Here is an 11,498-nt window from a genome sequence, read left to right as displayed (position 1 = left end):
TGCCGCGATGTCCGGCTTGCAAACCGTTGACCGCGACCGTTCCGGCAATCCGCTCGACGTGTTGGAGCAGATCGTTGCTGCCAACGAATGGGTCTTCGACCGCCGCTCCGACGGGGAGATGGCGGTGGAGGCCCCGGGGAAGTGGTGCGACTACGGCCTGTTCTTCTCCTGGTCGCAGGAGATCAGCGCCATGCATTTCACCTGCGCCTTCGACCTGAAGGTGCCGGCCAACCGCCGCGGCCCGCTCTACGAGCTGCTGGCGCTCGCCAATGAGAAGCTGTGGATCGGCCATTTCGGCATCGAGGCCGAGGAAGGCGCCCCGGTCTATCGCCATGCCGTGCTGCTGCGCGGCGCCCGCGGCGCCAGCGCCGAGAGCCTGGAGGACATGGTGGACATCGCCATCACCGAATGCGAGCGGTTCTTCCCCGCCTTCCAGTTCGTGCTCTGGGGCGGCAAGCCGCCGGCCGAGGCGCTGGCGGCGGCCATGCTCGACTGCGTGGGCGAGGCGTGAGCGTGGCCGAGACCCTGCCCCCGCTGCTGCTGATCGGCTGCGGCAAGATGGGCGGCGCCATGCTGGAAGGCTGGCTGGAACAGGGGGCGCGCCAAGTCGTGGTGGTCGAGCCGGTGGCCGCCGCCGTCGCCGCCTTCGCCGGCCGCGTGACGCTCTGCGCCTCGGTGGCGGAGATCCCGGCCGGCTTCGCGCCGGGTGCCGTGGTGCTGGCGACCAAGCCGCAGCAGGCGGCGGAGGCCCTGCCGGCGCTGGCGGGGCTGGCGCGGAGCGGCGCCCTGTTCATCTCGATCATGGCCGGCAAGACGGTGGCCGGCATGACGGCGCTGCTGGGCGGCGAGGCCCGGCTGGTGCGCGCCATGCCCAATACCCCCGCCGCCGTGCGCCAGGGTTTTACGTGTTGCTTCGGCGGGCCGGGCGTCTCCGACGCGCAGAAGGTCCTGACGGACCGGCTGCTCGGCGCCATCGGCGAGGTGGCCTGGGTGGATGACGAGGCCCTGATCGACCCGGTGACCGCGGTCTCGGGCGGCGGTCCTGCCTATGTCTTCCTATTGGCAGAAATGCTGGAGAAGGCGGCCATCGAGCAGGGGCTGCCGCCCGATCTCGCCCGCCGGATGGCGCGCAGGACGGTCGCCGGCTCCGGCGCGCTGCTGGCGGCGAGCGAGCTCGACGCCGCGCAGCTGCGCGTCAACGTGACCAGCCCCAAGGGCACCACCGAGCGGGCGCTGGCCGTGCTGATGGCGCCCGAGGCCTGGCCGCAGCTGATGTCGCAGGCGATCGGCGCCGCCACCGAGCGCTCGCGCGAGCTGGCCGGCTGACTTTCCAGGGGGTTCCATCCCCCTGGTGCAACCTCTCGCCGGACCCCACACTTTCCAGCCATGACCGACAGCACCGCCCCCCACATCGACGACACCGCGCTGATGGACGCGCTCTGGTCCCTGGTGGCCGAGCGCGGCTGGCAGTCCACCACCCTGCCGGCGCTGGCCGAGCGGGCGGGGCTCGACCTGCCGACGCTGCGCGGCGCCGTGCCCACCAAGTTCGCCCTGCTGTGCCGGCACGCCCGGCTGGTCGACCAGGCGGTGCTGGCCGATGCCGGGCTGAACCCCGGCGGCAGCCCGCGCGACCGGCTGTTCGACTCGCTGATGCGCCGCATCGACGCGCTGCAGCCGCACCGCGCCGGGCTGGTGCGCTTCGGCCGCGAGCTGCGGCACGACCCGCTGCTCAGCCTGGCCCTGGCGCCGGTGCTGGGCGCCTCGATGGCCTGGATGCTGGAGGGGGCGCGGATCGAGAGCTGCGGCCTCTTGGGCACGCTGCGGGTCAAGGGGCTCAGCGCCGTGTGGATCGCCACGCTGCGCGCCTGGGAGAAGGATGACAGTATCGACCTGGGCCAGACCATGGCGGCGCTGGACCGCGCGCTGGACAAGGCCGAGCGCGCCGCGCGCTGGCTGAAGCTGGACCGCGAGGGCGACCGTCCCGAGGAGGCGGCGCCGGCCGCACCGCCGCCGGCTGGCGCCCCGGCCTCGCCCGATCCGATCGACTGACGCGGCATCGCGGCGGGACTATGGCGCGCCGTCCCGGAAAGATCATCCCCGGTGGTGGCCTCGGCGCTTCCGGTGGACACCCGGGCGGGGCTAAGCTGCCCACAAGCCATAACACAGCGGGAGGATGCCCATGTCGGACGCGCCCAAGCCCATGCCGGAGATGGACATCATGAAGATGCTTTCGGACTTTCGGATGCCCGCCATGCCGGACATGGACAGCCTGGCGGCGGCGCAGCGGCGCAATTTCGAGGCGCTGTCGGCGGCCAACAAGGTGGCGCTGGAAGGCGCCCAGGCCGTCGCCCGGCGCCATATGGAGATCCTGCAGCAGTCGATGACCGACATGACCTCGGCGATGCAGGGCGTCTCGGTCGAGTCCAGCCCGCAGGAGAAGGCGGCCAAGCAGGCGGAGATGCTGAAGGCCACCTATGGCCGCGCCGTCTCCAACATGCAGGAGATCGCCGAGCTCATCCAGAAATCCAATGCCGAGGCGCTGTCCCTGCTGAACAAGCGCTTCGCCGAGGCAATGGACGAGGTGAAGAGCCTGGTGAACAAGTCCGGCGGCTGATTCTTCTGCCGGTTGCGTGACCAAGGGCCGGGGGCGCAAGCCTCCGGCCTTTTTTCATGCCTGGGCGCCCGCTTCCCGCGCCGGGAAATATACGATAGGGGGGTATGGTATGAGCCATCTTGCCGCCCGCAAGCAGCCGCTGATCAACCGCATCCGCCGCATCGCCGGCCAGGTCGCCGCCGTCGAGCGCGCGCTGGAGGAGGAGGCCGACTGCGCCACCACCCTGCAGCGCCTGGCCGCGGTGCGCGGCGCCGTCGACGGGCTGCTGCAGGAGATCATCGCCGAGCACCTGCAGGAGCATGTGGCGCATCCGGGCCTGTCGGATGCCGAGCGCGCCGCCGGGGCGGAAGAGCTGATCGCCGTCATCCGCCGCTACGCGCCCTGAGGGAAGACGCCATGTCCGAGCCCGTTCCCCACCCGCTGGCGCATGAGCATGTCTTCCTCGGCCGGGCGCATGACGCCAATGCGCGGCGCACCCTCTGGGTGGTGGCGCTGACCGCGGTCATGATGGTGGCCGAGATCATCGCCGGCCAGGTCTTCGGCTCGATGGCGCTGCTGGCCGACGGCCTCCACATGGCGACCCATGCGGGGGCGCTGGCGGTCGCCGCCGGCGCCTATGCCTTCGCCCGCCGCCATGCGCATGACCGCCGCTTCAGCTTCGGCACCGGCAAGGTGGGCGACCTGGCCGGCTTCGCCTCGGCGCTGGTCCTCGGTGTGGTGGCGCTGGGCATCGCCGTGGAATCCTTCGGCCGGCTGCTGGCGCCGCAGCAGGTCGCCTTCGGCCAGGCCATCCTGGTCGCCGTGATCGGCCTGGCGGTGAACCTGGTCAGCGCCCTGCTGCTGGCCGGCGGCGGGCATCACCATCATCACCATGGCCATGACGGCCACGATCATGGGCATCACCACCACCATGGCGCCGGCGGGCAGGACAACAACCTGCGCTCGGCCTATCTGCATGTGCTGGCGGATGCGCTGACCTCGGTGCTGGCGATCGCCGCGCTGCTGGCCGGGCGCTACCTGGACTGGGTCTGGCTGGACCCGATGATGGGCATCGTCGGCGCGCTGGTCATCGCCCGCTGGTCCTGGGGGCTGATGCGCGACACCGCCGCCGTGCTGCTCGATGCCAGCGACCCGGCGCTGGAGGCCGAGATCCGCGCCCATGCCGAGGCCGTGGGCGACACCCGCATCACCGACCTGCATGTCTGGCGCCTGGGGCCCGAGGCGCATGCCGCCATCGTCAGCGTCACCGGCCCGGCCGATGCCGAGACCATCCGCGCCCGGCTGCAGCCGGTGCACGAGCTGGCGCATCTGACGGTCGAGCACCGCTCGATGACGGCGGGGTAGCACCGCCGCGCGCCGGCCTCTGATTGCTGAATGGTGAAGCTGCGGCCATGATGGGCGGCCGACCAGCCCAGGTGCCTGCATGCCGTCCGACCCGCCGCCCCCGCCCGCGCCGCGCGATCCCACCCAGGCGTTGGAGATCGCCGCCGGCATGCTGGCCCGCCGCGGCGACTGGCCGAAGCTGGTGGCGCGCGTCATGGCCACCCTGCCCCGCCTGCCGCCCGGGGCGGTCAGCCCGCGCACCTGGCTCTATCTCGTCACGGCGGCGCTGGAGACCGGGTCGGAACCCGCCCTGCAGGCCGCCATCGCCGCCGGGCTCGGCCCGCATCTGCCGCCCGAAACCCGCATCGAGCTGGCGCGGCGGCTGGCGATCGGCGACCGGGCGGCGGCGGGGCTCGCCGTGCTGCTGGCCGATCCGGCGCTGATGCAGACCCCGGCGCTGGCCGGCAAATGCCTGATGGCGCTGAAGGTGATCGGCGGGCCACGGCAGTCGCCGGCGCTGCAGGCCTGCCTGCCGGTGCTGCGCCGGGTGCTGCTGGGCGAGCAGAAAGCCGCCACCCCGCCGCCCGAGGCGCCCTTCGCCTTCCCGGCGCCGGCGGTGCCGCAGCATCCGGCGACGCCGCTCGAAATCCTCAACGCGGAGGTGGTGCCGGCGGCCGACCTGGCCGATATCCGCCACCAGGAAGCCGCCTTCGCCGAGCGGATGCGCCGCGCCCGCCGCCCCCGGGTGCGCTTCTACGAGGATGTCTTCGTCAACCGCCGCGGCCAGATCTGGCGCGCCGACGGCACGGTGCTGGATGGCGGCGGCCGGCTGCTCGACCCGGCCTGCCGCGCCGCCGAGGCCACCGCGCCCTGCATCCCCGCGGCGGTCAATGCGCTGGAAGCTTCGGGCTTCTTCCACTGGTTCGCCGAGTGGATGCCCTCGCTGTTCTGGACGCTGCAGGGCGAGGCGCGTGCCCTGCCCTATCTGCTGGGCGACCGCGCGCCGGGCTACCAGGCGGCACTGCTCGGGCTGCTGCGCGGCGCGGCGCCGGAGACCATCGCGGTCGGCGACGCGCTGCGGGTCGGCCGGCTCTACGCCGCCAGCCGCGAGACGGCAGGGCTCGCGCATTGGGGCGCCTACCAGGCGGGGTTCGAGCAGCTGGCGGCGCAGGCGGCGCCGGGCGGGCACAAGCTGCTCTACCTGTCGCGCCGCGACGCGCCGAAGCGCTCCCTGGGCAACGAGGCGGCGCTGGAGGCGCGGCTGGCCCGCGCCGGCTTCCATTGCGCCACCTTCGCCGGCCTCAGCCTGCCGCAGCAGATCGGGCTGGTGCAGGATGCCGCGCTGGTGGTGGCGCCACATGGCGCGGGGCTGGCACATCTGCTCGGGCCGCGGCGCGGCCTTGCGGTGCTGGAGCTGATGCCGGTGCTGTCCGCCGCCATCCCGCTGCGCCACTGCTTCGCGCGGATCTCCGCCCTGCGCGGCCATCGGCACGTCCAGTACCTGGTGCGGCCGAATGCCGCGACCCAGGCCTGGTCGGTCGATGTCGAGGCCGTCGCCGAAGCCGCCGAGCGGATGGCGGACGAGGCGCTGCGGGTGACGCGGGCGGCTTAGTTCACGCGTACGATCCAGGCCGTTGGTGATCTTGCCACCAGCGACCGCCTTCGCCCCAGGGGCGCCCTGGAACCGTGATGCAAGGGGCTTTCCGGGCCTATTCCGGCGCCGCGGGCGATGCGGTCATCAGCAGGGCCAGGCGACCTCGCTCCGGCGGGCGCGCGGACATCGCGAAATGAAACCCACCCTTCTCGATGGGTGCTGCTCCGACGCGGAAGGCGACGTAGCGACCAGGACCACCAGCAGGGTGACTCTGGCTATCAGCATCCTTGCGGATCACCAGGCCTGGCGTGGCGATCCCTTGCACCGCGTCGGCGAAAGCCTGGGCCGCCGAATCCGGTTCCGCGACGGGCGAGCGAACCTCGCATTGAATGCCTGAGGGCCGGGTCACCACGACGATGGGAAAGCCAACCGGCGCCGGGTCCGGCCGCAGCCAGACAGTGCCAGGCCCCGCCGAGAGATGCACGCTGGCGAGCGGGGCGGACACCCTCTGGAAGCCCATCTTCTGCAGCCAGACCTGCCTGGCGTCTTCACGGGTGGGATTGGCCATGCAGAGGTCACGGAAAACACGGATGGCCAGCGCCGTCGTCATGCGCGTGGGATCGGATGCCTGGCCGGCCTCGGCTGATGCGCGGTCCGTTCCCTGGGGAGCAACCGAACCCGTCCCACAGGACACCAATGATCCGCTGAGCATCAACGACAGGACGGCAGATCGCAGGCGCATGTCCATCTCTCCGAATACGGCCGCCTGCTCTTACTGACTTTCCCAATGTTTGACGATGGGAACGGCGTCCTGTCCGCTTCCCGCCCATCGCCGATGCGGCCGCGCCGCCTAGGCAGGCAGCCGGATATGCGCCCTCAAGCCCCCCAGCGGACTCGCCTCCAGCGCGATATCGCCGCCATGGGCGCGGGCGATGTCGCGGGCGATGGCCAGGCCCAGCCCGGTGCCGCCGGCGGAGAAGCTGGTGAAGGGCTTGAAGGCCTCCTCGCGCGAGGCGCCGGGGATGCCGGGGCCGTCATCGTCGATGGTGATGTGGACCCAGCGGCCGGCCGGGCGGCCGGGCTCGGTGCGCGGGCTCTCGGTCAGGCCGACCGCGATGCGGCGGGCATGGCGGCGGGCATTGTCCAGGATATTGCCCAGGCAGCGGCGCAGCGCGTCGATCCGCAGCGGCAGCACCAGGCTGTCGGGCGCCTCGACGCTGACCTCGGCGCCGTCGCGGCGGGTGCGGCGGGCCATATCCATCACCAGCTCGACCAGATCGGCGGGCTGGCTCTGCTCCATCCCCTCGCCGCGGGCGAAGGCGAGATAGGTGGCGATCATGCGCTCCATCTCGGCGACATCCTCGGTCATCTCGGCGGCGTCCTGCTCGGCGCCGGCCGGCAGCATGGCGAGGCCGAGGCGCAGCCGCGTCAGCGGCGTGCGCAAATCGTGGCTGATGCCGGCCAGCATCTCGGTGCGCTGGTTGATGAAGCGGCGGATGCGGTTCTGCATCTGGTTGAAGGCGGCCGCCGCCTGGCGCACCTCGGCCGCGCCTTCCGGCTTGATCGGGCCGAGCTCGCGGCCCAGGCCGAAGGCCTCCGCGGCGCTGGCCAGCCGGCGGATGGCGCGCACTTGGTTCTTCATGAACAGGGCGGCGACGATGAACAGCAGCAGCGAGGTGCCGACCAGCCAGATGACGAACAGGTAGAGCGTGCCGAAGAACAGTCTCTTCCGCGGCGCCTCGACATGCAGCACGCCGTCCGGGGTCTGCACGCGGATGATCACGCTGCGCGGGTCGGACTGCCAGTCGGTGTCGAAGGGCAGGCCGACGCGCTCGCGCAGCGCATGCGACAGGTCGTCCTCCAGCGGCAGGATCGGCATCCAGCTGGAGCGCGGCTGCCCGGGCATGCCCATGGTCGCCCCCGGCTCGAAGGCCAGCGACAGGTCGAGCCGCCAGGCCGCCTCGCGGAAGATCCAGTCGCGCTCATGCTCGGTCGGGTGGCGGGTCAGCAGCTCGGTGACCATGCCGACATCGCCGGCGACGCCGCCGGCCAGCCGCCGCGAGATGACGTCGAGATGCCCGCCATAGAACAGCTGCAGCGCGACGCCCTGCAGGATCAGCAGCGGCAGCAGGATGATCAGCAGCGCGCGGCCGAGCAGCCCGCGCGGCAACAGCAGGCGGAAGGGCGCCGCCAGCAGGCGCAGCACCGGACGCAGCGGCTGCGGCGTCGGCTTCATCGGCCGGCCCTCACGTGCCGGGCTTCAGCACATAGCCGCGGTGCCGCACCGTCTGCAGGAAGCGCGGCTCGCGCGGGTCGGGCTCGATCTTGCGGCGCAGCCGGGTGACCTGGACGTCGACGGCGCGCTCGCCGGCCTCGGGCGTGCCGAGCGCGGCGGCGATCTCCTCGCGCGTCAGCACCTCGCCGGCGCGGCGGGCGAGCGCGGAGAGCAGCGCCGCCTCGCCGCCGGTCAGCCGGTGGGTGCCGTCCTGGCCGCGCAGCTCGCCCCGCTCGGGGTCGTACCAGTGCGGGCCGAGCTGCACGGGCGCCAGCGGCAGGCTGGCCGGCAGGGCCGGCGTGGCGCGCTTCAGGATGGTGCGGATGCGCAGCGCCAGCTCGCGCGGGTCGAAGGGCTTGGCCAGGTAGTCGTCGGCGCCGCGCTCGAAGCCGGCGATGCGGTCGTCGGGGGCACCGGCGGCGGTCAGCATCAGGATCGGCACGTCCTGCCCCTCGCGGCGCAGGCCCTCGGTCAGGTCGAGGCCGGATTCGCCCGGCATCATCACGTCGAGCACCAGCAGGTCGAAGGCCATGCTGTGCAGCGCCTGGCGGGCGGCCGCCGCATCCGCCGCGGCGGTGACGCGGAAGCCCTGCTCCGACAGGAAGCGCTGCAGCAGGTTGCGCAGCCGGGCATCGTCATCGACGACCAGCAGATGCGGCTCGCCGCTCATGCCGCGCTCCGCGATCGCGGCGAGGCGGGGGAAGCGGCCGGCTGGGCGCGGTCGAGCTGGGCGCGCGCCTCGGCCCCCATCAGCCCGAGCATGACGCGGCGGAAGCCCTCGACGGCGACGGGGCCGGCCTCGCGATAGGCCCGCATCACCCATTCGCGCTGCCGCTCGAACAGCCGGCGTTCCATGGCCTCCCCCTTCTCGGTCAGCGACAGCAGACGCTGGCGGCGGTCGTTGCGGCCGGGCGCCTGGGTGACATAGCCCTCCTCGACCAGCGGCGTCAGCACGCGGCCGAGCGACTGCTTGGTGATGCCGAGGATGGCCAGCAGGTCGCCCACCGTGATGCCCGGCCGGCGGCCGACGAAATGCAGCACCCGGTGATGCGCGCGGCCCATGCCGAGCTCGGCCAGGATGGCGTCGGGGCCGGCGGTGAAGTCGCGATAGCCGAAGAACAGCAGGTCCTGCGCGAGCCGCAGCTCCTCCTCGCGCAGGAAGAGGAGCTGGCGGCCGGCGCCGACGGGCTTGGACTCCGGGGCTTCGGACATGGCTGGCATGCTTCCCTTTTGGGTCAGCGTCATTGACGTTTCTTCGTTGAAAGTTTTACGGTCTGGCTATTCCACGAAACAAAATTTCGTGGAAACCCTTTGAAGGATGGCACACATGGCGCTGGCTCCTTTCGACGACCGCGACGGCTGGATCTGGATGGACGGGCAGATGCTGCCCTGGCGGGAAGCGAAGCTGCATGTTCTGACCCACGGGCTGCATTATGCCAGCAGCGTCTTCGAGGGCGAACGGGCCTACGGCGGAAATATCTTCCGGCTGCGCGCCCATACCGAGCGGCTGATCGCCTCGGCCTCCATCCTGGGCATGGCGATGCCCTGGAGCGCCGAGGAGATCGATGCCGCCTGCGTGGCGGTGATGGCGGCGAACGGGCTGACGGACGCCTATCTGCGGCCGCTGGCCTGGCGCGGGACGGAGATGCTGGCGGTCTCGGCGCAGAACACGAAGACGCATCTGGCGATCGCCTGCTGGGCCTGGCCGAACCTGTTCGGCGAGGCGCGGATGAAGGGCATCCGCCTGGGCCATGCCGAATGGCGCCGCCCCTCGCCGCAGAGCGCGCCGACGGCGGCCAAGGCGGGCAGCCTCTACACCATCGGCACGCTGTCCAAGCACAAGGCCGAGGCCGAGGGTTTCGACGATGCGCTGATGCTCGACCATCGCGGCGCGGTGGCCGAGGCGACGGGGGCCAATATCTTCTTCGTCATGGATGGCGCGCTGCACACGCCGGAGCCGGACGGCTTCCTGAACGGCATCACCCGGCAGACGGTGATGGCGCTGGCCCGGCAGCAGCAGATCCCGGTGGTCGAGCGGATGATCGCGCCTGAGGAGATCGCCCGCGCCAGCGAGGTCTTCGTCACCGGCACGGCGGCCGAGGTGACGCCGGTGCGGGCGATCGGCGCGCTGTCCTACACGCCGGGGCGGATCACCACGGCGCTGATGGATGATTATTCCGCCCTGGTGATGCAGTCGCCGGCGCTGGTGGCCAGGCGGCTGGGCTGAGGCAGCGGGCTGCCGTGGCGGGGGGCAGGGTTTCTGGCGGCCTGCCCCCCGGTGGCCACCCCCTGCCCCTGGCCGGCGGCAGCCGGGCAGGCCAGAATGGTCCCGACCGCCGGAGGAAAAGCCGCCCCCATGCCCTGGACCGACGAGACCGCCCGTGCCGCGCTGCGGCGCCTGTTCGACACCGCGATCCGGGCCGCCGATCCGCGCGCCATCCTGGCCGGCCACCTGCCGGAACCGCCGCAGGGGGGCCGCATCGTCGTGGTCGGCGCCGGCAAGTCGGCCGCCATCATGGCCGCCGCGGTGGAGGAGGCCTGGCCCGACCGCGATCTCTCCGGGCTGGTGATCACCCGCTACGGCCATGCCGTGCCGACGCAGCGGATCGAGGTGGTCGAGGCCTCGCACCCCGTCCCCGATGCCGCCGGCGAGGCCGCCGCCGCCCGCGTGCTGGCCGCCGTGCAGGGGCTGACGGAAAACGACCTGGTCCTTGCCCTGATCTCCGGCGGCGGCTCGGCGCTGATGGCGCTGCCCGCGCCGGGCCTGACGCTCGCCGACAAGCAGGCGGTGAACCGCGCCCTGCTGGCCTCGGGCGCCACCATCCAGGAGATGAACTGCCTCCGCCGGCATCTCTCGGCGATCAAGGGCGGGCGGCTGGCGGCGGCGGCCCACCCAGCGCGGGTGGTGACGCTGGCGATTTCCGACGTGCCGGGCGACGACCCGACGGTGATCGCCTCCGGCCCCACCGTGCCCGACCCGTCGAGCTTCGCCGAGGCGCGCGCCCTGGTCGCGCATTACGGCATCGACCTGCCGCCCGCCGTCGCCGCGCATCTGGAAGCCGCCGCCGAGGAGACGCCGAAGCCCGGCGACCCGCGCCTGGCGCGGGCCGAATACCGCATGATCGCGACGCCGCAGCTGGCGCTGGAAGCCGCCGCCGCCGAGGCCCGCACGCTCGGCCTGACGCCGCTGCTGCTGGGCGACGCGCTGGAGGGCGAGGCCGCCATCCTCGGCACCGCGCTGGCCGGCATCGCCCGCAGCGTCCGCGCGCATGGCCAGCCGGTCGCCGGCCCGGCCGTGCTGCTCTCCGGCGGCGAGACCACCGTCACCATCCGGCCGGGCCAGAAGCCGGGGCGCGGCGGGCGCAACACCGAATGCCTGCTCGGCCTGGCGCTGGCCGCCGCCACCGCGCCGGAACTGACAGAAGGAATCTGGGCGCTGATGGGCGATACCGACGGGATCGACGGCTCGGAGGCCAATGCCGGCGCCCTCCTCGCCCCCGACAGCCTGGCCCGCGCCCGCCGCCTGGGACTCGATCCGCGCGCCATGCTGGCCGGGCATGACAGCCAGAGCTTGTTCGATCGCCTGGGTGACTGCATCGTGACCGGTCCTACGCTGACGAATGTGAATGATTTCCGGGCGATATTGATCGCCTGACGCCTGGCCCCACCTCTCGGGGCGCGACACTGCAGAC

At 72.4% G+C, this 11,498-nt stretch carries 13 protein-coding genes; 9 read left to right on the top strand and 4 right to left on the bottom strand.

Features of this window, described 5'->3' with window-relative positions; translation table 11 throughout:
• Positions 1–7 precede the first annotated feature (7 nt).
• The 7 genes from WFI16_RS12470 (at position 8) to WFI16_RS12440 (ending at position 5,549) form a co-directional block, all read left to right on the top strand.
• Positions 8–511, top strand: a complete 504-nt coding sequence (locus tag WFI16_RS12470; protein WP_419898161.1) for a YbjN domain-containing protein — start codon at positions 8–10, stop codon at positions 509–511.
• A gap of 2 nt (positions 512–513) precedes the next feature.
• A complete protein-coding gene (proC, locus tag WFI16_RS12465; protein ID WP_419898160.1) occupies positions 514–1,326 on the top strand; it encodes a pyrroline-5-carboxylate reductase in 813 nt (270 codons plus the stop codon).
• 60 nt (positions 1,327–1,386) lie between these two features.
• Positions 1,387–2,049 carry a TetR family transcriptional regulator gene (locus WFI16_RS12460; RefSeq protein ID WP_419898159.1) on the top strand — a complete coding sequence of 221 codons (663 nt, stop codon included), beginning with the start codon at positions 1,387–1,389 and terminating at the stop codon, positions 2,047–2,049.
• Between the two features lie 130 nt (positions 2,050–2,179).
• The gene (locus WFI16_RS12455) at positions 2,180–2,614 is read left to right on the top strand and encodes a phasin family protein (protein ID WP_419898158.1); all 435 of its coding nucleotides are present in this window, start codon (positions 2,180–2,182) and stop codon (positions 2,612–2,614) included.
• Positions 2,615–2,723: 109 nt separating this feature from the next.
• On the top strand, positions 2,724–2,999 hold the full coding sequence (locus WFI16_RS12450) for a metal/formaldehyde-sensitive transcriptional repressor (protein ID WP_419898157.1): 276 nt from the start codon (positions 2,724–2,726) through the stop codon (positions 2,997–2,999).
• Positions 3,000–3,010: 11 nt separating this feature from the next.
• Positions 3,011–3,958: a CDF family Co(II)/Ni(II) efflux transporter DmeF gene (gene dmeF / locus WFI16_RS12445; RefSeq protein WP_419898156.1), complete on the top strand. Its 948-nt coding sequence runs from the start codon at positions 3,011–3,013 to the stop codon at positions 3,956–3,958.
• A gap of 79 nt (positions 3,959–4,037) precedes the next feature.
• Positions 4,038–5,549, top strand: coding sequence for a glycosyltransferase family 61 protein (locus tag WFI16_RS12440; RefSeq protein WP_419898155.1), 1,512 nt, complete (start codon positions 4,038–4,040; stop codon positions 5,547–5,549).
• A 97-nt stretch (positions 5,550–5,646) separates the two neighbouring features.
• Here WFI16_RS12440 and WFI16_RS12435 read toward each other — a convergent pair whose 3' ends face one another.
• The 4 genes from WFI16_RS12435 to WFI16_RS12420 form a co-directional block, all read right to left on the bottom strand.
• Positions 5,647–6,279: an NMCC_0638 family (lipo)protein gene (locus WFI16_RS12435; RefSeq protein WP_419898154.1), complete on the bottom strand. Its 633-nt coding sequence runs from the start codon at positions 6,277–6,279 to the stop codon at positions 5,647–5,649.
• Between the two features lie 102 nt (positions 6,280–6,381).
• On the bottom strand, positions 6,382–7,767 hold the full coding sequence (locus tag WFI16_RS12430; RefSeq protein ID WP_419898153.1) for an ATP-binding protein: 1,386 nt from the start codon (positions 7,765–7,767) through the stop codon (positions 6,382–6,384).
• Positions 7,768–7,777: 10 nt separating this feature from the next.
• Positions 7,778–8,476 (bottom strand): response regulator, encoded by a 699-nt coding sequence (locus WFI16_RS12425; RefSeq protein WP_419898152.1) that lies wholly within the window; start codon positions 8,474–8,476, stop codon positions 7,778–7,780.
• Positions 8,473–9,018: a MarR family winged helix-turn-helix transcriptional regulator gene (locus WFI16_RS12420; protein WP_419898151.1), complete on the bottom strand. Its 546-nt coding sequence runs from the start codon at positions 9,016–9,018 to the stop codon at positions 8,473–8,475. Before WFI16_RS12420 ends, WFI16_RS12425 begins: the two co-directional genes overlap by 4 nt.
• Positions 9,019–9,133: 115 nt before the next feature.
• Here WFI16_RS12420 and WFI16_RS12415 point away from each other — a divergent pair, with 115 nt between their 5' ends.
• Together WFI16_RS12415 and WFI16_RS12410 are read left to right on the top strand one after the other, a co-directional pair.
• Complete coding sequence (locus WFI16_RS12415; RefSeq protein WP_419898150.1) at positions 9,134–10,033, top strand: branched-chain amino acid aminotransferase; 900 nt, start codon at positions 9,134–9,136, stop codon at positions 10,031–10,033.
• Between the two features lie 129 nt (positions 10,034–10,162).
• Positions 10,163–11,461: a glycerate kinase type-2 family protein gene (locus tag WFI16_RS12410; RefSeq protein ID WP_419898149.1), complete on the top strand. Its 1,299-nt coding sequence runs from the start codon at positions 10,163–10,165 to the stop codon at positions 11,459–11,461.
• The last annotated feature ends 37 nt before the right edge of the window (positions 11,462–11,498 follow it).

The sequence above is a fragment of the Roseomonas sp. USHLN139 genome (assembly GCF_037145735.1).
Taxonomy (GTDB): domain Bacteria; phylum Pseudomonadota; class Alphaproteobacteria; order Acetobacterales; family Acetobacteraceae; genus Pseudoroseomonas.
This window is presented reverse-complemented; position numbering and strand designations above follow the sequence as displayed.

Excerpts from the sequence above, each read along its gene's own strand:
- WFI16_RS12425 (WP_419898152.1), bottom strand. The coding sequence starts at position 8,476 with ATGAGCGGCGAGCCGCATCTGCTGGTCGTCGATGACGATGCCCGGCTG.
- WFI16_RS12460 (WP_419898159.1), top strand. The coding sequence starts at position 1,387 with ATGACCGACAGCACCGCCCCCCACATCGACGACACCGCGCTGATGGAC.
- WFI16_RS12450 (WP_419898157.1), top strand. The coding sequence starts at position 2,724 with ATGAGCCATCTTGCCGCCCGCAAGCAGCCGCTGATCAACCGCATCCGC.
- WFI16_RS12470 (WP_419898161.1), top strand. The coding sequence starts at position 8 with ATGTCCGGCTTGCAAACCGTTGACCGCGACCGTTCCGGCAATCCGCTC.
- WFI16_RS12415 (WP_419898150.1), top strand. The coding sequence starts at position 9,134 with ATGGCGCTGGCTCCTTTCGACGACCGCGACGGCTGGATCTGGATGGAC.
- WFI16_RS12430 (WP_419898153.1), bottom strand. The coding sequence starts at position 7,767 with ATGAAGCCGACGCCGCAGCCGCTGCGTCCGGTGCTGCGCCTGCTGGCG.
- WFI16_RS12440 (WP_419898155.1), top strand. The coding sequence starts at position 4,038 with ATGCCGTCCGACCCGCCGCCCCCGCCCGCGCCGCGCGATCCCACCCAG.
- dmeF (WP_419898156.1), top strand. The coding sequence starts at position 3,011 with ATGTCCGAGCCCGTTCCCCACCCGCTGGCGCATGAGCATGTCTTCCTC.
- WFI16_RS12410 (WP_419898149.1), top strand. The coding sequence starts at position 10,163 with ATGCCCTGGACCGACGAGACCGCCCGTGCCGCGCTGCGGCGCCTGTTC.
- WFI16_RS12420 (WP_419898151.1), bottom strand. The coding sequence starts at position 9,018 with ATGTCCGAAGCCCCGGAGTCCAAGCCCGTCGGCGCCGGCCGCCAGCTC.
- WFI16_RS12435 (WP_419898154.1), bottom strand. The coding sequence starts at position 6,279 with ATGGACATGCGCCTGCGATCTGCCGTCCTGTCGTTGATGCTCAGCGGA.
- WFI16_RS12455 (WP_419898158.1), top strand. The coding sequence starts at position 2,180 with ATGTCGGACGCGCCCAAGCCCATGCCGGAGATGGACATCATGAAGATG.